Genomic DNA, 23304 nt, shown 5'->3' with positions numbered 1-23304 from the left:
GGGTATGTTCGTGGCAAACAATCAACAAAGCTTTGATTACAATGATGATGCCATACAGGTACTGGAAGGTCTGGAAGCGGTTCGTAAACGCCCAGGAATGTACATTGGAAGCACTGATGGCAGAGGACTTCATCACTTAGTTTATGAAATTGTCGATAACTCTGTGGATGAGGCTCTTGCTGGATACGGGGATCATATCATTGTAAAAATACACAAAGATAATTCCATAAGTGTTCAAGATAAAGGCCGTGGAATGCCGACTGGAATGCATAAGCTAGGAAAACCTACCCCAGAAGTCATCTTAACGATTCTGCACGCTGGCGGGAAGTTTGGCCAGGGCGGTTATAAGACAAGCGGTGGATTACATGGAGTTGGGGCATCTGTCGTCAACGCCTTATCAGAGTGGCTGGTTGTTAAAATTAAACGTGACGGGTTTGTTTATGAGCAAAGATTTGAAAATGGAGGTAAGCCTGTAACAACACTTGAGAAGGTGGGGAAAACACACCAAACAGGGACAACCATTCATTTCAAGCCGGATACCACGATTTTTTCGTCTACTACTTATAACTATGAAACATTATGTGAACGACTTCGTGAATCTGCCTTTCTATTAAAAGGCATGAAAATTGAGATTATTGATGAACGAAATGAAGTTCGAGAGATTTTTCATTATGAAAACGGTATTGAAGCTTTCGTAGAATACTTAAATGAAGAGAAGGATGTACTTCATCCAGTCGTCAGCTTTGAAGGTGCTCATGCGAACATTGAGGTGGATTTTGCCTTTCAATTCAATGACGGCTATTCGGAGAATGTCTTGTCCTTTGTTAACAATGTCCGCACAAAGGATGGCGGGACTCATGAGGTCGGAGCTAGAACAGCCATGACACGTGTCATTAATGAGTACGCACGTAAAGTAAATCTATTAAAGGAAAAAGACAAGAACTTGGAAGGTTCCGATATTCGTGAAGGATTATCTGCGATTATCTCTGTAAGAGTTCCAGAAGAATTGCTTCAGTTCGAGGGACAAACGAAGGGAAAATTAGGAACAAGCGAAGCAAGATCCGCTGTTGATTCAGTTGTTTCTGAGTATTTATCGTATTTCCTGGAGGAAAATCCGGATATAAGTTCCTTGTTAATTAGAAAATCTATTAAGGCTTATCAAGCCCGCGAAGCTGCTCGAAAAGCACGTGAGGATGCACGAGGCGGAAAGAAAAGAAAGCGTTCTGAAACACTGCTTTCAGGGAAATTAACACCAGCGCAATCGCGAAATCCTGATCGTAATGAACTTTATCTTGTTGAGGGAGATTCAGCCGGCGGTTCAGCTAAACAAGGGCGTGACCGTAGATTCCAAGCGGTTCTGCCACTACGGGGTAAGGTCATTAATACGGAAAAAGCTAAACTTGCTGATATTTTTAAAAACGAAGAAATCAACACGATTATTCATACCATCGGTTCTGGTGTGGGCTCGGATTTCCAAGTTGAAGATTGCAACTATGATAAAGTCGTGATTATGACGGATGCCGATACAGACGGTGCTCATATTCAAGTACTTCTATTAACATTCTTCTACCGCTATATGAAGCCGCTGGTTGAGGCTGGTAAAGTGTTCATCGCTCTTCCGCCTTTATACAAGGTAAGCAAGGGAGCAGGAAAGAAAGAAGTCATCGAATATGCATGGAGCGATGATGATCTGCAGGATGCCATTAAGAAAGTCGGTAAAGGCTATATGATTCAGCGCTACAAAGGTCTTGGTGAAATGAACGCCGATCAGCTTTGGGATACAACGATGAATCCTGAAACGAGAACGCTGATTCGCGTTAGAATAGACGACGCCGCAAGAGCTGAACGACGGATTACAACGCTTATGGGTGATAAAGTAGAGCCGAGACGCAAGTGGATTGAATCCAACGTAGCATTCGGATTAGAAGAGGACGGTAGTATTTTAGAAAATGAAAATATTTCGGTTACAGAGGAGGTCGCTAAAGAATGAGTTCAGCTGAGATGTTTCGTGACCTTCCGTTAGAAGATGTATTAGGAGACCGTTTTGGACGGTACAGTAAGTATATTATTCAGGATCGTGCCCTGCCAGATGCGCGTGATGGCCTAAAGCCGGTACAGCGCAGGATTCTCTATGCAATGCATGTTGAAGGGAATACCTATGAAAAGGGATTCAGAAAGTCAGCAAAAACTGTCGGAAACGTGATTGGTAACTATCACCCGCATGGTGATAGTTCAGTATATGAAGCCATGGTTCGTATGAGCCAGGATTGGAAGGTTCGAAAGCTGCTGATTGAAATGCATGGAAATAACGGGAGCATCGATGGAGATCCTCCCGCTGCGATGCGTTATACAGAGGCACGGCTATCAGCTATCGCTTCTGAGCTGTTAAGAGATATTGATAAAAGAACGGTTGATTTCATCCCGAACTTTGATGATACCGCTAATGAACCTACAGTACTTCCTGCAATGTACCCGAATTTGCTTGTTAACGGGTCAACTGGGATTTCTGCAGGTTATGCGACAGATATACCTCCCCATCATTTAGGCGAGGTCATTGATGCTGTTATGATGCAAATGGACAATCCCGATTGTACAGTTGAGCAGCTTATGACGGTTATCAAAGGACCAGATTTCCCAACAGGCGGAATAATCCAGGGTTTGGAAGGCATTAAGAAGGCTTATGAAACAGGAAAAGGGAAAGTAATCGTCCGCGGTAAAACAGAGATTGAAACCATTCGCGGCGGTAAGCAGCAAATTGTCATTACAGAGATACCTTACGAAGTGAATAAGGCCAATCTTGTAAAAAAAATGGATGAATTCCGATTAGATCGGAAGGTGGAAGGCATTGCTGAAGTCCGTGACGAAACAGACCGAACAGGTTTACGAGTTGTTATTGAACTGAAAAAGGATGCCGATGCAGCGGGCGTTTTAAATTATTTATATAAAAATACCGATCTTCAAATCACCTATAACTTTAATATGGTGGCTATTTATAATCGCAGACCAAAGTTAATGAGCCTGAAAGATCTTTTGGTCGCGTATGTAGAGCATCAAAAAGAAGTGGTTACAAGAAGATCACAGTATGATCTTCAAAAAGCGAAAGACCGTCAGCATATTGTTGAAGGGTTGATGAAGGCTCTTTCCATCCTTGATGAAGTCATTTCAACGATCCGTGCTTCAAAAGATAAGCGTGATGCAAAGGATAATTTAATTGCGAAGTTTCAATTTTCCGAGGCACAGGCAGAAGCCATCGTTTCCTTACAGCTTTACCGCTTAACCAATACCGATATAACTGCACTTCAAGCAGAGGCTGAAGAGCTTGAGAAAAAGGTTACAGAACTGACGGCTATTTTGGAAAGTGAAAAGAAGCTCCTATCAGTGATCAAAAAAGAGTTAAAAGACGTCAAAAAACGCTTCGAAGATGAGCGGAGAACAGTGATTGAAGCTGAAATTGAAGAAATCAAGATTAATTTGGAAGTTCTCGTAGCTAGTGAAGATGTCATCGTCACTGTTACAAAGGAAGGCTATGTGAAGAGGACAAGCCCAAGATCATATGCTGCTTCAAATGGTCAAGATTTTGGTATGAAAGATTCCGATCAAGTGCTTGCTCAGTTAAATATGAACACAACGGATGTTCTTCTCTTGTTCACGAATAGAGGTAATTATTTATATTGTCCTGTTCATGAATTGCCGGATATCAGGTGGAAAGATCTTGGACAGCATATCGCTAATATCGTTCCAATTGATCGAAATGAATCCATTGTTAAAGTGATTCCAGTTCATGATTTTGAAAAGGAAGCATACCTCCTGTTTATTACAAAAAATGGGATGGTTAAGAAAACAGAATTAAAAGCATATAAAGCGCAGCGTTATTCTAAACCACTTGTTGCTGTTAATTTAAAAGGTGATGACGAAGTGGTAGATGTTCATGAAACAGATGGAACAAAAGAATTGATCCTTACGACTTATCTAGGATATGGATTAAGATTTCTTGAGGAAGAGGTTAGTATTGTTGGCGCACGTGCAGCGGGTGTCAAGGGCATTAACTTAAAAGATGGTGACTATGTCACAAGCGGAAACGTAATCCATGACGCAAACCAGCAAAGTATCGTGATTGTCACCCAGCGCGGTGCCGCTAAGAGGATGAAGATTGATGAGTTTGAGTTAACATCGCGGGCCAAACGCGGTCTCGTTATGCTTAGAGAGCTAAAATCTAATCCACATCGAGTGGTAGGTGCTGTTCTTGCCATGAACGATGATGAAGTATTTATTCAGTCTGAAAAAGGACAAATTGTAAGCTTGAAAGTGTCAGATTTACGACATAATGATCGATATTCTAATGGGTCCTTCTTTATTGATGAAACAGAAAGCGGTAAAGTTACGACAATTTGGAAAGTCGATGCTGTACAAGAGGAAAAGATAGAATAATGTATTCTGAAACCCTTCTGTTGGAGCAGGAGGGTTTTTTAGGCGGAGAGGTTTAGCGGCAAGTCCCACGCCGTATTACATAAAACAAAATGATGCTAAGGCATATTGTTTAATAAAAATGGGAATAAAAACTAATGATGACTGACGACCTTTTTCCTAAATATGACAGTCATGAATGTCTAAACGCTGTTATAAGAATATAACAGCAATACACCGAGGGGGAAACAGAGTGGCCATTTTAAATTTTTTGAATGATTTGATGTGGAGTTATATTTTAATTGTCGTCTTAATTGGGGCTGGTTTGTTTTTTAGTATTCGCAGCAAATTTGTCCAATTAAGTTATTTTGGAGAGATGTTTCGAATTTTGGGTGACAAAGCGATGGTTTCAACTGATGGACAGAAAGGACTTTCTTCTTTCCAAGCTTTTACAATCAGTGCCGCTTCTCGAGTTGGGACCGGAAATATTGCCGGGGTTGCGACCGCAATTGCTGCTGGTGGTCCCGGTGCCGTATTCTGGATGTGGGTGATTGCCTTTTTGGGTGCTGGATCCAGCTTTGTCGAGAGTACATTAGCACAAATTTATAAAGTGAAAGATCGAGATGGTTTTAGAGGCGGTCCTGCCTATTATATGGAAAAAGGACTTAATATGCGCTGGATGGGGATTTTATTTGCGGTTATTATTACTTTCTGCTTTGGATTAGTATTTAATTCCGTCCAATCTAATACAATCTCTCTTGCATTTGTTGAAGCATTTGGCATGAGCCGTGTTGTTGTTGGGATTATTCTTGCAATTTTAACAGCGATTGTCATCTTCGGAGGAGTGAAACGAATTGCTCATGTAACTCAAATCATTGTACCGATTATGGCTGTTATCTATCTAGCGATTGCTCTTTACGTTGTGATCATAAATTTTACACTAATTCCTTCCTTGTTCGTCATGATATTCGAGAACGCATTTGGAATACAAGAAATGGTTGGCGGTGGAATGGGTGCTGCCTTAATGATGGGGATTAAGCGTGGTTTATTCTCTAACGAAGCTGGGATGGGAAGTGCTCCGAATGCAGCTGCAACGGCCAGCGTTTCACACCCTGTAAAACAAGGACTGATCCAAACACTGGGAGTTTTTGTAGATACTATCTTAATCTGTTCGGCAACCGCATTTATGATTTTACTTTCCAATGATTTCTTATCTGGTGAGACGGGCATCCAATTAACGCAGACTGCTTTGAGTTCCCATCTTGGGGAATGGGCAACTATTTTTGTTGCGGTCGCGATATTTTTATTTGCTTACAGCTCTGTAATTGGAAATTACTATTACGGAGAGACAAATATTGAATTTATTAAAGAGAGTTACCCTGCACTATTAATTTATCGCCTGGCTGTAATTGGCATGGTATTATTTGGTGCACTAGTCGATCTTGAAGTCGTTTGGGGCATGGCAGATTTATTTATGGGAATTATGGCTTTAATTAATATTGCTGCTATTGTCTTGCTCGGGAACATTGCCTTTAAGGCGCTGACAGATTATAAGAAACAAAGAAAGCAAGGAAAAGACCCAGTCTTTTATTCAGACTCAATCCCTGGACTGAAGGGAGTCGAGGGCTGGGAGTCACGGAAACAATCAAAGTAAATCGAGGAAACAACCTTAAGTGGTGGACATACAGTCCACCCTTTTTTTATTTCCCTTTTTATAGATTTTACATGTTTTTTCCAAAAATGGACATAATAGAATATATCATGTCTAGGGAGGAATGAATAATGAAAAAAGAGATGCTTTTTGCTTTTGCAGCATTCTTTTTTATGTCATTGTCGGCGTTGTCAGTAGTAAACGCAGTTGAGGAAACTAATGAGATAAAGATCCTCTCAGAGGAAAGTGCTGACGTGACAGGTGATGGAATTGAAGATTCCATTTATATAAAGGCTGAACAAAGTGACATAGATAAGAAGCTTTTAAGAAACATCTTCCTACACATTGAAGAAAAAGACGGAAAGGTGCATAAAACTCCTTTAGATGAAAGTGGTGAAAAGCCTAGTATCGACATAAAAGACGTTAACAACGATGGAGTTAACGACTTGTTTATTTCTATGCCAACAGGTGGCAGTGAACAATTATCAAATTTTTATCTTTACACGATAGAGGATGAAAAGCTGACGGAGATCAGTGTACCTGAACCACTAGTGATTCAAAGTGAATTCTTAAATCACTATAAAGCAAAAATTAACATTGAAAACAATAACAAATCTTATAAATTTAATATGAAAGACAGAGCAAAAGAATATGAAAGCCTTGGAGTATATTATGACGGAATGTTGAATGAACCAATGGAACTGATGGTATTAGCATATGATACTTTGGAACTTGCCAAAGTCAAAGGAAACAAATGGGGATTAGTAGGGATTCAGAACATTTATGGTACACATGAAGAGGATCATATTGCCAAGATTGAATCCTCATGGCTGCATCATAAAGGCGAGTGGAAATTAATTAAAACAAAGGTGAAGCAAGTAAAGAAGGAAGATGAAGGAAAATAACGGTAGGCGGTTGTCACATTATTTGTCTAGATACATAAAATATCTTAGATAAAACTATTTAATTTAGGGGGACATATTCCATGAGCAAGTTTAATCCTTCTAACCTAAGTGTGACTTTCTTACCGCCAGCGACACCATATAAGCCTGTTGAGGAAAGAAAATATACCATGACACACTCAGATGAAACAGGTGAGTTATTCTTAACGGTTGGTTATTGTTATGATATAAGCATGATTAACGCTGAAAAACATGACGAAGTGCTGGCAGAATGGGTACCATCAGGTGGTCAGTTCGTGCTAAAAGGAAAAGTTCATGTGAGCGGAGGAGAGTTTGACGAGCAATATTCTAAAGTCCGCTTTATGATCTTTCAACGCGAGTTAAATCTGGCTTTAACAGCAATTATTTATGGTGATCGGATCTTTTTTCACAACTACCCATGGTTGTTGGATTCCCCGATTTATATTGAATTCGAATCCATTTACCCAACGTATCACCAGGTACTCTACTATGGAACTCCAAGACAATATTTAGCTTCAGCACTGAAGCAGTCAGTTTCTTGAACACAGGATTTTCCTGTGTTTTTTCATTTCTGTCAACCTCTCACTACTCCTAAATGATCACACATGATAAACTATAATTGTTAACTACTTTCAATCATAATCATTGCTAATGGAGGCTTAATAAATGAAAGATCTTAGTAGCTGCACAGTTCTGAATAATGGTGTGAAGATGCCTTGGTTTGGTCTCGGTGTTTATAAATCAGAAGAGGGCGCAGAAGTAGAAAATGCCGTTAATACTGCCCTAAAGCATGGCTATCGCAGCATCGATACAGCTGCTTTTTATCAAAATGAAGCGGGTGTAGGCAAGGCCATAAAAGAGTCTGGAATTCCTCGTGAAGAAATCTTTGTCACAACGAAAGTCTGGAATGACATGCAGGGTTACGAAAATACATTGGCTTCATTTGAAGAAAGCAGAAAAAAACTTGACTTAGAATACATAGATTTATTTCTTATTCACTGGCCTGTCAAAGGTAAATTTAAAGATACGTGGAGAGCACTTGAAAAGCTTTATCATGAAGGAAAAGTTCGTGCGATTGGTGTATGTAACTTTAAGGTTCATCATTTAGAGGATTTACTAAGCAGCTGTGAAGTTAAACCAGTTATTAATCAGGTTGAATATCATCCACGCTTAACACAAAAAGATGTCTTACAATTCTGTAAAGAGAATGATATCCAGCTGGAAGCATGGGCGCCTTTAATGCGAGGGAAGATACTAGATCATCCTGTCATTACGGAGCTTGCTGAAAAATACGGAAAGACGCCAGCACAGATTGTTCTTCGTTGGGATCTTGAGCATGAGGTTGTAACCATCCCAAAATCAGTCAAGGAACATCGAATCATTGAAAATGCTGATGTCTTTGATTTTAGTCTAACTTCAGAGGAAGTAGAGAAAATCGATCAATTAAATAAAGATGAACGCACAGGTCCAGATCCGGATACATTTTCAAATTAATAGAGAAAGATAGCACGTCTAACAATGTAGTTGGGCGTGCTTACTGTTGCGAAAGAGCATTGCGTAAATTTATTGAAAATTAAAAATTATTTGACAAACGCAAAAAAAGCATGCTAACCTTTTACCATAATATGTTTCTTTGAGTGTAAAATTAAATATCAATATGTTTAGGTGTGATCAAATGCAAACGATAACATTACCTGCTGCAAAGGCTAACGTTCCTATTCAAGAAAATAAACTTATAGTTATATTGGGGATTTCAACTTGGTTTGTAGTCATGAATTCAACTATGTTCAATATTGCTCTGCCATCCATCCTAATTGATCTGTCCTTAAACTCCTCCACTGTCGCATGGATTGTTTCTGCCAATGCCATTGCATTTGCTCTTTCAACCTTAACGTTCAGCCGGCTTTCTGATTTTATCCCATTAACGAGGTTATTGCTGATAGGTCTGGTCTTATTTGCTGTAGCATCTGTTCTAGGCTTCTATTCAAATCAATTCTACGTTTTATTAATTGCACGGATCGTTCAAGCAATTGGAGCGGGTGCGGTCCAAGGCTTAGGGATGATTATAACAAGCCGCTATATTCCTATAGAAAGACGCGGGAAAGCAATGGCCATCATTGCAGCAGGTGCATCATTAGGCTTTGGTCTCGGTCCCGTTGTAGGCGGTGTCATCATTCAGTATTTAGGTTGGCATTATTTATTTATGGTCACAATTTTCGTGATTTTCCTCTTGCCAGTCTTTAAAAAATTGATTCCAAAAGAGATATTTAAAAAAGGAAATTTTGATTTAGCAGGCGCAGTCCTAACTGCAGTATGCGTTACAGGCGTACTCCTGTTTCTGTCTACTTTTTCTTATGTTATTTTAATAGGTTCGTTGATTTTATTGGCTGTCTGGTGGATCTACCTGAACAAAAAAGATGTACCTTTTATCCAGCCGTACCTTTTAAGAAACAAACAATATGCAAAGCTGTTAACCATTGGATTTACGAACTTTCTTCTGAACTTTGCAAACCTATTTCTTATGCCCATCATCTTAACTAGCTTGTTTCATAAAGAACCATTGGAGGTCGGTATCATGATTTTTCCCGGAGCTATTTTGGCTGTGTTTGCCGGGAAATACTTAGGGAAATTCATTGATACTTATGGATCTATGCCTATCATCTTTATTGGACAAGGACTTCTTATGACATCTTCCATATTGTTTGCATTTCTATCAACCTTGTCTCCCTATTACATTCTATTTATCTATATGTTTGCCAGTATCGGTTTTACAATGACAAGTTCCGCACTTTCTAATGAGGTTTCCAGATTGCTAAAAAGGGAAGACCTTGGCTCAGGCATGGGTATTCTTCAGCTGCTCCAATTTGTTGGTGCAGGGATTGGAGCAACTCTTTCTGGAATACTTATTACTTTGCAAGAAGGATTTTCACCAGAGATAGTTTATCGAAATATATTTTTCGTACTGTTCTTCCTTTTATGCATAGCAGGCTTTACCCATTTATCTTATTACAGACAAGTACGGCGGATGAAAGAAGAACAAGCATGAAGTTAATAACGAAAATAAAAGGATGAGTGATTTGAAAATCAAAAAGCTGGAGTGCATGTTTTTATATTATCCTTTTGAACAACCTATTGGAAATTCATTAGTATGGTTTGAAGGCAAGTATTGTAATCTTATAAAAATCACCACAGATGACGGAATCGTCGGCCATGGAGACGCATATGGCTTCGACAGTGATTTATTAAGAAAAGCAATGAATGAGCTTTTTCCATATTTAGTGAATTTCAGTTTTGAAAAATGGGAGGAACTTCTCGGTGAGATTCGTACAAGAATTCAGGGGAAACTTTCTCCTTATTTTCAAGGAAGCATTGAGAGTGCCTTTAATCTAGCGTACTGGGATATAAAAGGAAAAATGGAAAACAAATCGATCTGTCAATTATTTGGGGCAGCACCTAGAAAAGACATTCCGGTGTATGGGACTGGTCTGTTTTACCGTCAAGTTGACAATTACATGGGCCAGCTTCCTTATTTTATGAAAGAAATAGAAGGATTTGTGGAAAAGGGGTATAAGTCCATTAAAATGAAGGCTGGCCGTTATTCGATTGAGCAGGAATGTTGGCTAATACAACAGATTATAAAAGAATTGCCGGACTCAGTGGATATCATGGTTGATGTCAATTGTGGAATGAACACATTTGAGGAAACGGTTGAACTAGCAAGGCGCCTCCAGGACATGGGAGTAAAGTGGCTGGAAGAGCCTTTTGCTCCGACAGACTACCATTTGTATGGCAGATTAGCATCCGCTGCTAACATCCCGATTTCTGCCGGAGAAAACGAGTACACTCTGGAGGGTTTTAAAAAATTAATAGATTCAGGGGTTGCCATTATACAACCCGAACTTTCCTTATGCGGTGGATTTTCTCAGGTGGAGCATCTAAAAGACTTTGCACAGAAAGAGAACGTAGGCGTGACACCCCATGTGTGGGGTTCGGGCTTCATGTACGGTGCAACACTGCAATTTTATTCTTTATTAGGAGATTTTGTCCAGCTTCCTTATGAATGTACTCTCTTGAACGATCCAATTAGAGATCATTGTTTTAAAGAGTTAAAGATTGAAAATGGGAAGATTGACACCCCTTCTGGACCAGGATTGGGAGTAGAAATAGACGAAGAACATATTAAACCATACTTAATTTGAATGTTCAGTTTTACGGAGAGGAGTATGTGAAGTTATGAAGATAGAGCGTTTTGAAGTCTTAAATTTATCAATGCCATTCGACCGTCCCTTAACAACTGGAATACATCAATTTCTCGGATTAGAAAATGTCGTCATCAAGATTCACGCTGAAGGTGTAACCGGTCTAGGCTATGCATTTTGCTTTGATCATCATCAAGCAAATGCCATAACGTCGATGGTTCACAGTTTGATGGAAGGTCTGATTGGCAGAGAGGTTTCCAATATCCGAGGAATTTGGAATGAACTATGGTGGAAGATCAGTTTTATCGGCCAGGCCGGTCCTCCTGTTATGGCCCTCGCAGCGATTGATACGGCTTTGTGGGATTTATTTTCAAAAAAACAGGGTGTCCCTCTTTATAAAATGCTTGGCGCTGTCCGTGATGAAGTTCCGGTCTATGCAACAGGCGGGTGGATCTCCTATTCCAATGAGGACCTAGTAAATGAAGCGGCTAAGTATGTCGAACAAGGCCATACACATTACAAAATAAAAGTAGGACAGAAAGATTGGCGTGCAGATGTAGAAAGGGTTAAATTGCTTCGTGATGAAATCGGTTACAATCTGGGAATTATGGTTGATTCTAATCAAGCCTGGACTGTACAAGAAGCCATCAGATTCGGTAAAGCGACAGAAGAATATGATTTATACTGGTTTGAGGAACCGATTAACATCCATGATCTAGAAGGGACAAAACGAGTTGCAGAAAGTATTCCTCAGCAGCTGGCAACAGGTGAAACGGTCTATGCTCGTCCGGGCTTCAAGCCTCTAATTGAAAATGGAGTGGCAGATGTATTGATGCCTGATTTGATGCGATGCGGCGGACCTACTGAATTTATGCAGATTGCTAGTCTTGCAGATTCTTTTAATATTGCTGTCTCTTCTCATACATTTACAGAAGTAAGTGCCCATTTGATGGCAGCGGCACCAAACGGTACTTTGGCAGAATATATTCCAGGCTGGTGGGAAGAGTTGTTTGACGGTGCACCAGCGGTAAAGAATGGCAAGATTAGGCTGAGTAATACTCCAGGTCTAGGGTTTGTTTTATCAGAGGAGGCACTTCAGAAGTATCGTCGATAAAAATATAACACTGTGAGGTGAAAAATATGAGTGAACAAATAACGGCGGGACAATATTTAGTGAAATGGATGGAGCAAATGGAGATTGATAAATTCTTTTTTGTTCCAGGAGAAAGTTTTCTGCATGTACTAGATGCTTTACATGACAGTCCCAAAATCCAAGCCATCACAACGAGACATGAATCGGGGGCTTCTTTTGCAGCAGATGCTTATGGGAAATTGACAGGAAAACCAGCGGTATGCATGGCTACTAGGGGACCCGGAGCAAGTAACTTAAGTATTGGTGTTCAAACAGCCTACTATGACCAGACGCCTATGATTGCTTTGATTGGGCAAGTACCAACATCTATTATGCAGAGCGGTGCTTTTCAAGATGTTGACTTTAAATCGTTCTTTGGGTCGATATCTAAGGAAGTTTTTTCGATTACCTCTGTAGAACAGTTACCTGGAGTGCTGCGTCAAGCGTACTGGCTGGCTTGCAATGGACGCCAAGGTCCTGTAGTCATTACTCTGCCGACTGACATTCTTGGCTCTACATTGTACGGTGCCCTGCTGCCAAAAGCACCCGGACTCGCTTTTTCTGACCAAGAAAACGACATTGCCTGTTCTATTTTAGAAAAAATACGTCAAGCAGAATATCCATTATTTCTTTCTGCTTTGCCTGCTGTTCGCGGTGAGGAAAGTCAATTGCTTGCAGAATTAGCGTCATTAACAGGAGTTCCGGTGTGCGGGGCATGGAGGAGATTCTCCTCTTTTCCAAATGATCATCCTCATTTTATTGGATCAGTCGGTTTAGGTTCTCCAAAAGTAACATCAGATGCGATGAAGCAAGCAGACTGCATTATCGGTTTTGGTCAATCGATGGAAGATATAGCTGTTAGCGGAGGATCTCTCATCAGTGACAATACGCAAATTATTCAAGTCGCAAAGCATATTGACAGCGGCAGTATCAGAAGAAGCGGAAACTCAATACTGCATGGTTTTATTGCTTCAGAAAAAGGCGTGTTGTCGGCATTAGTGGAAATTTGTAAAGAAGATGAGACGCTGGTGAAGAACTTAAGGGAAAAGAATAGACCGAGAACTGCTTCACTTCGGGAACAATTTGAAAACCGATTCAATAATGATGAAAATAGGACCGAAAGAGCTAATTTAAATCTTGTTTTTAACGAAATCAATAAAGTAATGGAAAAAAATGCGATTGTTACTAGTGATGCTGGTAACTTTGCTCATTGGCTATTGCGATACATATCTTTTGGTGGAGAACGAGTCTACTTGGGTCCGGTTAACGGTGCGATGGGATATGGAATTCCTTCGGCACTGGGAGCAAAAGTTAGTTTACATAATCGGCCTGTATGGGGGGTTGCCGGTGATGGCGGTTCGATGATGACCGTTGGTGAATTAGAAACGATTGCAAGACATGGATTGGATGTAACAATCGTCGTCATCAACAATGGAATTTTTGGCACAATCCAAGCACATCAAGAAAAACAATTTCCAAACCGCCATTTCGGTACAGACATTGGGAATGTGGATTTTGGAAAGGTAGCAGAGGGAATGGGATGGAAAACATGGAGAATTAATTCTAATGACCAAATAACGAGTGTGTTAAATGAAGTTGTTAGTGAAAAAGGGCCCCGTCTTATCGAGGTCTTGCCAGATGTTTATCCGCTTGCTCTTTCCTAATAGATGATTATGAAGGTCGTGATGTTTTGCAAAGAAAAGTAGTGCTGATAAATCCTATGCTCCATCGTGCTGGGGAAGATTTTTTAAGAGAGAATGGTCTGCAAGTTGAGGTTGTTTACTCAAAACAAAAGAAATTATCACATGAAATATTGGCAAAGCTGCATGATGCTGACGGCATAATCGTAAGGCTTCCTGCTGGGGTGGATCAAGAGCTGCTGGATTCTGCTCCAATCTTAAAAATCATTTCTTCAAGCGGCACTGGAACCGATCATATTGATATTGATTGCGCAACAAGGAAAGGGATCATGGTTGTTAACAATGCCGGGGTAGGTGCGCGTCCTGTTGCAGAGCATGTTGTTGGATTGATGCTCGCACTTGGGAAAATGATCGTGATGAGCAATAATGCGCTCAAAGAAAAAGGCTGGAATAGCAGAGAATCGTTCCTTCAGGAAAATCTTGGTGTGGAACTAACCGGGAAAACGGTTGGGATTATTGGCTTCGGTCATATCGGAAGGGAAACAGCATCTATTCTTAGTAATGGTTTTGGTGTAAAAATTATTGCCTTTGATCCACTGCTTCCGGATGGTGTGTTTATTGAGAATGGCGTGGAACGGTTTCGTGATGTACGAGAAATTTGTGAAAAAGCAGATTATGTTTCTCTTCATTTGCCCTACAGTGCAGAAACGCATCACTTGATTGACCAAAGTATTCTGGAGTGTATGAAACCAACGTCATTCTTAATCAATTGTGCTAGAGGTAATGTAGTGGATCAGGATGCATTAGTTCAAGCTGTTAAATCTGGGAAAATAGCTGGGGCAGGGATTGATGTCTTTCCTATTGAACCTCCTGATCGAGAGGAAATAGAACGTTTGAATGAAAGAATCATTGCTACGCCGCATATTGCCGGTTTAACAGAGGAAACCAATCGTAAGTTATCACTTTCTGCAGCAAAGCAAGTGTTAGATGCGTTAAATGGCGTTAAGCCTAAAAATTTGTTGAATGAAAGTGTTTGGGAGATTCATTCTTGAGTTTTTATAAAAATAGAGAGAGGGAGAGGTTTTTATGTTTCAACTGGATCCAACGATTTTTTCAGTCCCAAAAGAAGGGCAGGTGTTTGAATTAGGTCAGCCTCTATATCAAGGAGTCCCTCATCATTCTGCACATGCGCCTTTTATTTATTCAATGGGGAAGATGCACAACGATGCCTTTTATGAAAAGGGCTTGTCCACTGCCAACGACTTTTTTGCGAGCGGGACACATACCGGTACACATATTGATGCAATTGGACATATTTCTTGCAATGGTCATTTGCACGGAGGTTTTGACGCCGAGGAGAATCAGTCCAAAACGGAAGGGCTAAAAGTTCACAGTATCATGGATGCAGCGCCCATTATTAAGAGAGGCGTGTTATTAGATATACCAAGTTTGGTTAATGTCGATATACTGGATCATGATTTTGAAATTACAGAGGATGTTTTAGAGTCTGCAGTTAAGAATCAAGGAATAGAGTTAAAAAAGGATGATGCCGTCCTAGTTAGAACCGGGTGGGCAAATCATTACTCGAATCCAAGACTATTTTTATCAGGCGACAAAGGAGTACCAGGCGTCACGGAATCCGGCGCACGCTGGTTAGTACAACAAGGGATGTCAATTACAGGCAGCGACACGGTAGCATACGAGAAACAACCCACGCATGAACTGCCCGTACACCGCTATCTTTTAATGGAACAAGGTATTCATATTATGGAAGTTTTGAATTTAGAAGCGTTAGCAAGCAGCCAAGTGTATGAATTTTTATTTATTTGTCTTCCTTTGAGGATAAAAGGTGGGACGGGATCTCCTGTTCGGCCGATTGCGATTGCTTAGGGAGGATCATTTGTTTTTTTGATAGAGGTTTTTACTAAAATATAATATTTAGGGAGGACTTAATATGTTATTAGAAATGAATGATAGAGTTAAAGAATTAAGAGAGAAACTTCTAGTCTTTATGGATGAGGTTATTTATCCGAACGAACAGACCTATCGTGACCAGCTCAATGAAGGAGAGTCTAGATGGAGTGAGGTTCCTCCTATTATGGAAGAAATGAAAGCGAAAGCAAAAAAAGCTGGATTATGGAATCTCTTTATTTCCGATCCCCAATATGGTGCAGGATTATCAAACTTAGAATATGCTCATTTAAAAGAAATTATGGGACGATCTTCTATTGCACCTGAAGTATTTAACAGTGCTGCTCCTGATACTGGGAATATGGAAGTATTAGTGAAATACGGCACTGAAGAACAAAAAGAAAAGTGGTTAATACCACTGTTAAATGGGGAAATACGGTCTGCGTTTGCTATGACTGAGCCTGATGTAGCTTCATCCGATGCAACAAATATTTGCACCAGAATTGAACGTGAAGGCGACGAGTATGTTATTAACGGTTTAAAGTGGTGGACGTCAGGGATCATGGATCCCCGCTGTAAAGTGCTAATCGTTATGGGAAAAAGTGACCCGACTGCTGAAACATATAGGCAGCAATCTATGATTCTTGTTCCTATGGATACGCCAGGAATTACTATTAAAAGGTCATTGCCTGTGTTTGGGTTTGACGATGCACCACATGGTCACGGATTGGTTGAATTTAAGGATGTTCGTGTTCCTGCTTCTAATATGCTTTTAGGAGAAGGAAGAGGTTTTGAAATTGCTCAAGGGCGTCTTGGGCCAGGGAGAATTCATCACTGTATGCGGGCAATTGGAATGGCCGAACGCGCGTTCGAATTGATGGTTAAGAGGGCAGAAGAAAGATCTCCATTTGGCAAGCCGCTTACACAACAAGGTGTTATTCGCAGTTGGTTAGCAGAGTCAAGATGTGAGATTGATCAAGCAAGACTTCTAACTCTACACGCAGCCTATATGATGGATACAGTTGGAAATAAAGTGGCGAGGAAAGAAATTGCGATGATTAAAGTGGTTGCACCACGCATGGCCCAAAAAGTCGTTGACAGAGCCATCCAAGTACATGGTGGCGGCGGTGTCAGTGATGTATTCCCATTAGCAAAAATGTGGGCAGGTTTGCGCGCATTAAGTATTGCAGATGGGCCTGATGAAGTGCATAAAGAAACAATTGCAAAGTTAGATTTAAAAAGATTGCGTAACGTTTCAAAATAATTATCCTTTTATAACAATATAAAATGAATGGATTTGCCCGAAGAATGATAATTATTCTTCGGGCAAATCAAGAAATATCCATACATATTATGCAGCAGGAGGTAATTTTCATGAGAATATTATGTTAACTAAAATAAGCATAAAGATTGTGGGGGATCAAGCGTTAGATATGTAAATAAGTTATTTTGTTTACATCCAGTACAGCTAATTACGAAATTTTATATTTTGTTAAATTACTTGTGATATTTTATAGGCATTGTAATTAAGGATTTGTTATAAGTCCATGATTTATTATGGAAACTATAGATAATCATAAGTTGAATTTAAGTAAAAATTAAATTTTGTCTCATAAATATAAGTATACTTTGTCATTGAGACCTGCTTTTTCTTTGTTTTAATTGCTTCCGATAATGTATATTATGTTGGGGGCGTTATAGGAAATTAAAAATAAGGGATTGAGTACCCCACTTTACTCAATCCTATGTTTGTAATCTCTTTTTTTAATATGTTCTAAATCAATAAATTTTGCGCTATATTCAATTAAATCATTTAAGTACAGATTATGTTTCTTAGCAAACTCTTTTGCATCGTTTAATAATGATTCATCGTAGGTTGTTTTATACTGGACACGATCTTTAGGTCTAGTTTCCTTATTAAAAATTATAACATTTTGAGATAAAACGTTCCTTAATCCAGTTTCAATCAGATAGTTTACATAAGTGTTATGTTCTTCAGCAATTCTATTAAGTTGTTCTAGAAGTGATTTACTAATATTGGTTCTAAATTTTACTCTGCTGGGGTCAGGAATTTGTATTAGTTTTCCTTCTCCTTTTTTCCACATATATTACAACTCCTCTTCCGTTTTATGTCGTGTCATGTTTTCTTTTTTATACGTAATATAGTTATCATAGGTAGTATTATAAATAATATCTGCCAATTTAGGGAGATCTTTTTTTCCTTTAACCCAAACTCGATATATAGAGTTACCTGTTTGACTAGTAGTTCGAGTAATCTCTGTACGTAGTCTCCATTCTTCAAATACAGAGTAAAGACCAATTGCAAAAAGCAAACTTCCGGTTGTAATATTCATTACATAACCAGTTCGTTGAACCCACCCATCACCATCAATAACTCCTCTAATAAACGAAGGCAGGTACTCTTCTGGTACAGGTGGAAATGCTACAGTTAACGATTTATTTGCTACGATACCTAAGTTTTCAAGATCGTTTTTAATCACTTTCGAATTAATGATTAGTGTTGGAGTTAATCTTGTTGGTCGAATTGAGCTTTTCATCGGTGATATTATCTATCTCTATTATACGAACGAATGTTCTTTTATGCAATTAAATAGAATGATTTCTATTGATTATGTAAACTAAAATAAAGAGGAAGGCCTATTCACCTTCCTCAGCATGTATAGATTATATTTATATATTTGGAATCTGCATTCAATTGGATTCAGGTTTACGACCTGGTAATATTAAAGGTTTTCCTTCCAGATGATCAATGATGGAATTCAGTGCAAGAATCGTAGGCAGAGGTAAGGCAATTTCTTCATTTTCATGTGCAGTTAGTGCTTCTTTAGGGGTATACCATCTTGCTTCATCAATCTCGCTGAAGTCAGGTAATGGGGTTTGTCCTTTTGGCAGTTGTGTAAGAAAGAATCTTGTATCAAAACGAATGGGTCTTCCTTTTGATGTCACACGATGTCCAAAATAACGTAAGCGGTCTAGGTTAATTGTAATATCTTTTTGTATTAACATTTGTAAAAAAGAAATTTCTTTATTTTTGAGAAGCTGTCGATACTCATTGATTTTATCATGAGGCAGATTCGAAAGGTCATCACTTATTAATATCCCGACTTCTTCAAATAATTCTCTCGCTGCCGCTACATAATGAGGTTTTTCAAATGTTGGATTCAAGTTTTGACCTTTCATGTATTCATTACTTATATCCAGGTCACTTTGTTCTATTGCACCTCCAGGAAAAACATAATGTCCCCCAAAAAATTTCATCGTAAGCGGTCGCTTGGTTAAATACGTTTTTAAGTCCTGATCCATTAAAACAACGGTCGACGCCTTTCTAGGAACTACTGTCAATTCTTTACCACCTTTCTTAAACATCACATATACATATATATTCAACATAACAAATATAGAATCCTTTTAAATTAACTGTTTGTTAAAATCTTGAACACAGAAACAGGGTGGGGAAAAACATTTCGTCCTCCCCACCCCGTTTACAGCTTCTAATGAATTACTGCTTATTCATTTCAATTGTTTCGATGAATTTTTCAATACTTGAAGTTAAGTAAGTATCTGCTCTTCTTATAAAAACGGTTTTAATTTTACTATATTGATCTGGAAGTAAATGACATCGGATCAGTCCGCTTTGTTCCATATGAGAGACTGCTGATCTTGGAACAAATGTAATCCCTAGTCCCATTGCCACACTCCGCAGAATCGTCTCTAATGTACCGAATTCCATTATTTTTTGTGGCGTTTTGTTATGGTCTTTATACCATGCGCTGAGACGTGATCGATATCCACACCCTTCACTAAAGCATAGAATAGGCAGCCCCTCTAATTCTTCCAATTTAGAGACACTGTTATCAGAAATTAAGACAAGCTCCTCTTGAAAGACCTCATGTGATACAAGGTCGGAATGAAACTTTGATTCTGTCACGAACGCTCCGTCTAACTTATGATTTAAAACATCTTGCTCTAAATTTTCCGTGACTCCTGTATATAGTGACAAATCCACATTTTTATATTTTTTGATATAGGTAGATAATATTTGGGGTAAACGAATGACAGTTTCAACTGTGCCGATTTCTAGTTTTCCATGAGGTTCGTCTTTACTTTGAACGGCTTTTTTCATTTCATCTGTTAATCGTAATATTTTTTCACAATAAGTTAAGAGTTTTTTTCCTTCTGGGGTCAAACTCATACCGCGGCGATGCCGGTTGAACAAAGGTGTATTCAATTCCGTTTCGAGCTTTTGTATTCTCGAAGTAATATTCGATTGCACATATCGAAACTCTTTTGCCGCTTCTGTGATCGTTCCCTTTTCCGCTACCCTTTGAAAAATCTCTAAGTCTTTAAATTCCATTTGTTATCCCCCTTTTATCATTCGCGCTCTTACTTTCTATGGTATCAATAAAAATGATAATAATCATTATTTTTATTCGTTTTACAAGATAATTAAATACATAGATAATGAATTAAGTCAGCTTAGTGAGGGAGGTAGAGGATCATTGAAAAATAGTTTATTATTAGGAGCCATCTTATGTTTTATTGCTGCTGTTTCATGGGGAGCAATGTTTCCAGTGGCACATGCGGCCTTCAAACATATTGACCCCTTCTATTTTACAATCATCCGTTATGGATCTGTTACGATAATTTTAGTTGTGTTGCTTTTATGGAAAGAAGGAAAGAAGGCCTTTCGTTTTGAAGGAAAAGGTCTCAAGCTATGGTTCTACGGCACAATGGCCTTTACGGTTTATAATCTTTTCATCTTTTGGGGAGAGGATTTATTAGGAGAACCAGGAGTAATGGTGGCATCAATTATGGAATCATTAATGCCAATGATATCAATCGTGATTGCATGGGTGATCTTTAAGAAAAGCCCCCATCTTTTTACATTACTCTGTGTAATTGTGTCCTTTATCGGTGCTGTGTTAGTAATAACAAAAGGGGATATTAAAGCATTTTTAGGAGCAACGGAAGATATCATCCCTTCCCTGCTTATCCTCATTGCCGTTATTGGGTGGGTCATTTACACAATGGGCGGCAGTAAGTTTAGGGGCTGGTCAGCTTTACGGTATTCAACCCTAAGTTGTTTACTAGGTACGGTTACAGCTATTGTGGTAACCGCAGGGGTAACATTTACAGGATATATATCAGTTCCATCGGTAGAAGCTATTAAAATTGTGAGCCCGCATTTATTGTTTATGACAATTTTCCCTGGTGTCATTGCATTACTTGGCTGGAATATCGGTGTGGGAATATTATCACCATTAAATGGGCTCCTATTTATTAACTTTGTTCCCGTTACAACCCTTTTAATTGCGATCATCCAAGGAAGTCCTGTAACATCGTTCGATCTCATTGGTACGGTCTTTATCATTGTTTCGCTTGTGTCTAATAATATTTTTGTACGAATATCACAAAAGAAAGAATCCAAAGTGCATGTTCAAACCAAATTGCGTGAGCGGACCTCCTAACAACTGTACTACTTAGGAGAGAAACTTGATACTGGACTTACGATAATTAGCAATAAAAAAGGAGAAAACATTTAAATGTTTTCTCCTTTTACGCTCGAAAGATGCTCTAAGGGGCATAAGAAATCCTGCTCTAGTAATCCAATCCGAACTATTTAAAACTTTGAAATATTTTCGTAGCCATCAATTATTTCCTCAAACCCTTGTTCGGCAAGTGCATTCGCTACATGACCAAGAATTTCTTGTTTGCTATCAACAAGATATTTTGTTTTAGAACGAATGAGCAGATCAAACATGTCACTTCTCTTTTCTCCCGCTTCCTCCCAATGCTTTTGTGATTTCAATAGATCTTCTAATGTTAATAAAGGGTAGTCTGTGCCTCCAAAGGTGAGATCGCCATTTATTTGGTACCATACATCACCGTTATCGCGCACCCACTTTTCTCCAATATTTTCTACTGCCAATCTCATATTTTTTGCTACTTCTAAATAGGCTTTTTTCTTTGTTTGTTGATAGGTCTCTAATAAAAAGTTCATTTCTCCTAAAGCGTGGTTTAAGGAAACATGTGTCTTTCTTGTCTGCTGGGGGGAATAATAATCTGTCACAAAATAACCGCCATTTGGTATTTCAATGATGTTTCCAATCTCCACCTGGTTAACCAAGAAGTCAGCATACATAATATTGGCCTTCTTTAGCTCATCGATATCTAGTAATTCCCCCGTATGCTTCAAAAATAGCGCTATATTTTCATTGTGTCTTGTATCAACATATGGCGCATTTATACCATAATCCCTTTTCAGCCATGTACTTGTGTATTCTGTTTCCCATAATCCCTCTTTCTCTCCCTGAAAGATAAATAAATTCGCAACAGAGTTTAAAATGAGATCATAGAAATATCTTTCCTTTGTAGCATCATAGTGATTTAATGCTTTTTTATCTTGAACGGTTACAAGATTACGCCCATATCCTAACGTCGTTCCAGGTTCGATGGACCAAGGGAGTTTGCTGTAAGGTCCTTTCGCTGTAAACCATTTATTAATTTCGGTATATTGTTTTGATGTTCGCGCTATCCATTCATCCAGAACTTCCTTATCCTTAAAAAGAGGCTCTTTAGACACCAGCATCCAATTTTCAGATAGATCATTGCCTGTTGAATGGAGTGGAAGAGTGACAGTGAGACCACTATTATCCATAGCTAAATTCAAAGCTTTATTCTCACTTGTCAATTCACGGAGCACACTCTTCTCTCCATTTTCATATTCTTTTACAAGTTCTTTTGAAACGTAGTTTCGACTAATCATCATATTAGTGACCAATTGATCATATTCTCTAACCTTCAATAGACCAACAGGATAGGTTGTTGGGTCAATTCCATACACATGATGATGTTCACGTTGAATTTCCGTTCGTTCAAAATCAGTCAGATTGTACCTTACATTTCCGCTTATAGGCATTGATATGGAAGCGTCATATCCATTGCTGCTATTATTCTTTAATTGGGTGAAGATGAAAAAATCTCCGTTATCTAATTCTCTAATGGTTACATTAAGTGAACCAACATTCTTATGATCTTCAACAACTTCATAAACAGTAGTTATATCCTTCGAACGAATATTTTTATTTTGACTACTATTGCTTTTTTGCAGTAGTTTTCCTTGTACTTCCAAATTTAATTGTGCAGAGTTTGGTAAGGAAATGGAAGCCTTCTCTTGAGGTAATTCAGAAGAATATACTTGTTCAGAATTTATAACCGCCAGCACAACCACAAAACAAAACATTACGAAAAATTTTATCTGATTGAACACATCCCCACCTCCGTTTCTACATTTTCTGTAAAAACGCCAAAATTATACCAGTCAAATAGGTATCATTGCAGACTTTCATACATCTTTAAGTGTTTGAATAGCATATATCGCCATGCGGATAAAACAAATAAATTATCACTAAATAGTCCGGTC

19 protein-coding genes are annotated in these 23304 nt (G+C 38.9%); 14 read left to right on the top strand and 5 right to left on the bottom strand.

Annotated elements, in window-relative coordinates; translation table 11 throughout:
- The first annotated feature begins 10 nt into the window (after nt 1–10).
- The 13 genes from parE (at nt 11) to CZ487_RS14390 (ending at nt 17124) form a co-directional block, all read left to right on the top strand.
- Nucleotides 11–1990 (top strand): DNA topoisomerase IV subunit B, encoded by a 1980-nt coding sequence (gene parE, locus CZ487_RS14450; RefSeq protein WP_077213001.1) that lies wholly within the window; start codon nt 11–13, stop codon nt 1988–1990.
- Nucleotides 1987–4428 carry a DNA topoisomerase IV subunit A gene (parC, locus tag CZ487_RS14445; protein ID WP_077213000.1) on the top strand — a complete coding sequence of 814 codons (2442 nt, stop codon included), beginning with the start codon at nt 1987–1989 and terminating at the stop codon, nt 4426–4428. Before parE ends, parC begins: the two co-directional genes overlap by 4 nt.
- 175 nt (nt 4429–4603) lie before the next feature.
- On the top strand, nt 4604–6058 hold the full coding sequence (locus tag CZ487_RS14440) for an alanine/glycine:cation symporter family protein (protein ID WP_084783279.1): 1455 nt from the start codon (nt 4604–4606) through the stop codon (nt 6056–6058).
- A gap of 128 nt (nt 6059–6186) precedes the next feature.
- Nucleotides 6187–6960, top strand: a complete 774-nt coding sequence (locus CZ487_RS14435) for a hypothetical protein (protein ID WP_077212999.1) — start codon at nt 6187–6189, stop codon at nt 6958–6960.
- An 80-nt stretch (nt 6961–7040) separates the two neighbouring features.
- A complete protein-coding gene (locus tag CZ487_RS14430; protein WP_077212998.1) occupies nt 7041–7520 on the top strand; it encodes a staygreen family protein in 480 nt (159 codons plus the stop codon).
- A gap of 124 nt (nt 7521–7644) precedes the next feature.
- Complete coding sequence (locus tag CZ487_RS14425) at nt 7645–8472, top strand: aldo/keto reductase (protein ID WP_077212997.1); 828 nt, start codon at nt 7645–7647, stop codon at nt 8470–8472.
- A gap of 181 nt (nt 8473–8653) precedes the next feature.
- Nucleotides 8654–10024, top strand: coding sequence for an MFS transporter (locus CZ487_RS14420; RefSeq protein WP_077212996.1), 1371 nt, complete (start codon nt 8654–8656; stop codon nt 10022–10024).
- Nucleotides 10025–10055: 31 nt separating this feature from the next.
- Nucleotides 10056–11177 (top strand): mandelate racemase/muconate lactonizing enzyme family protein, encoded by a 1122-nt coding sequence (locus tag CZ487_RS14415; RefSeq protein ID WP_077212995.1) that lies wholly within the window; start codon nt 10056–10058, stop codon nt 11175–11177.
- A gap of 34 nt (nt 11178–11211) precedes the next feature.
- On the top strand, nt 11212–12291 hold the full coding sequence (locus CZ487_RS14410; RefSeq protein WP_077212994.1) for a mandelate racemase/muconate lactonizing enzyme family protein: 1080 nt from the start codon (nt 11212–11214) through the stop codon (nt 12289–12291).
- Nucleotides 12292–12317: 26 nt separating this feature from the next.
- On the top strand, nt 12318–13973 hold the full coding sequence (locus CZ487_RS14405; RefSeq protein ID WP_077212993.1) for a thiamine pyrophosphate-binding protein: 1656 nt from the start codon (nt 12318–12320) through the stop codon (nt 13971–13973).
- 26 nt (nt 13974–13999) lie between these two features.
- Nucleotides 14000–15001, top strand: coding sequence for a hydroxyacid dehydrogenase (locus tag CZ487_RS14400; protein WP_077212992.1), 1002 nt, complete (start codon nt 14000–14002; stop codon nt 14999–15001).
- Between the two features lie 34 nt (nt 15002–15035).
- Nucleotides 15036–15839: a cyclase family protein gene (locus tag CZ487_RS14395; protein WP_077212991.1), complete on the top strand. Its 804-nt coding sequence runs from the start codon at nt 15036–15038 to the stop codon at nt 15837–15839.
- A 64-nt stretch (nt 15840–15903) separates the two neighbouring features.
- Complete coding sequence (locus CZ487_RS14390; RefSeq protein WP_077212990.1) at nt 15904–17124, top strand: acyl-CoA dehydrogenase family protein; 1221 nt, start codon at nt 15904–15906, stop codon at nt 17122–17124.
- Between the two features lie 469 nt (nt 17125–17593).
- Here CZ487_RS14390 and CZ487_RS14385 read toward each other — a convergent pair whose 3' ends face one another.
- The 4 genes from CZ487_RS14385 to CZ487_RS14370 all read right to left on the bottom strand — a co-directional run bounded on the left by CZ487_RS14385 (nt 17594) and on the right by CZ487_RS14370 (nt 20235).
- The gene (locus tag CZ487_RS14385; RefSeq protein WP_077212989.1) at nt 17594–17965 is read right to left on the bottom strand and encodes an rRNA methyltransferase; all 372 of its coding nucleotides are present in this window, start codon (nt 17963–17965) and stop codon (nt 17594–17596) included.
- A 3-nt stretch (nt 17966–17968) separates the two neighbouring features.
- The gene (locus tag CZ487_RS14380) at nt 17969–18418 is read right to left on the bottom strand and encodes an LAGLIDADG family homing endonuclease (RefSeq protein WP_077212988.1); all 450 of its coding nucleotides are present in this window, start codon (nt 18416–18418) and stop codon (nt 17969–17971) included.
- 154 nt (nt 18419–18572) lie between these two features.
- Nucleotides 18573–19223: an NUDIX hydrolase gene (locus CZ487_RS14375; protein ID WP_077212987.1), complete on the bottom strand. Its 651-nt coding sequence runs from the start codon at nt 19221–19223 to the stop codon at nt 18573–18575.
- A gap of 157 nt (nt 19224–19380) precedes the next feature.
- A complete protein-coding gene (locus CZ487_RS14370; protein ID WP_077212986.1) occupies nt 19381–20235 on the bottom strand; it encodes a LysR family transcriptional regulator in 855 nt (284 codons plus the stop codon).
- Nucleotides 20236–20380: 145 nt separating this feature from the next.
- Here CZ487_RS14370 and CZ487_RS14365 point away from each other — a divergent pair, with 145 nt between their 5' ends.
- Nucleotides 20381–21349 (top strand): DMT family transporter, encoded by a 969-nt coding sequence (locus tag CZ487_RS14365; RefSeq protein WP_077212985.1) that lies wholly within the window; start codon nt 20381–20383, stop codon nt 21347–21349.
- A 152-nt stretch (nt 21350–21501) separates the two neighbouring features.
- On the opposite strand, the gene CZ487_RS14360 is transcribed toward CZ487_RS14365, so the two are convergent.
- The gene (locus tag CZ487_RS14360) at nt 21502–23151 is read right to left on the bottom strand and encodes a hypothetical protein (protein ID WP_077212984.1); all 1650 of its coding nucleotides are present in this window, start codon (nt 23149–23151) and stop codon (nt 21502–21504) included.
- Nucleotides 23152–23304 lie beyond the last annotated feature (153 nt).

The organism is Robertmurraya dakarensis (assembly GCF_900156875.1).
Taxonomy (GTDB): domain Bacteria; phylum Bacillota; class Bacilli; order Bacillales; family Cytobacillaceae; genus Robertmurraya; species Robertmurraya dakarensis.
The sequence above is the reverse complement of the archived record's forward strand: the minus strand, read 5'-3'. Positions and strand labels throughout refer to the sequence as shown.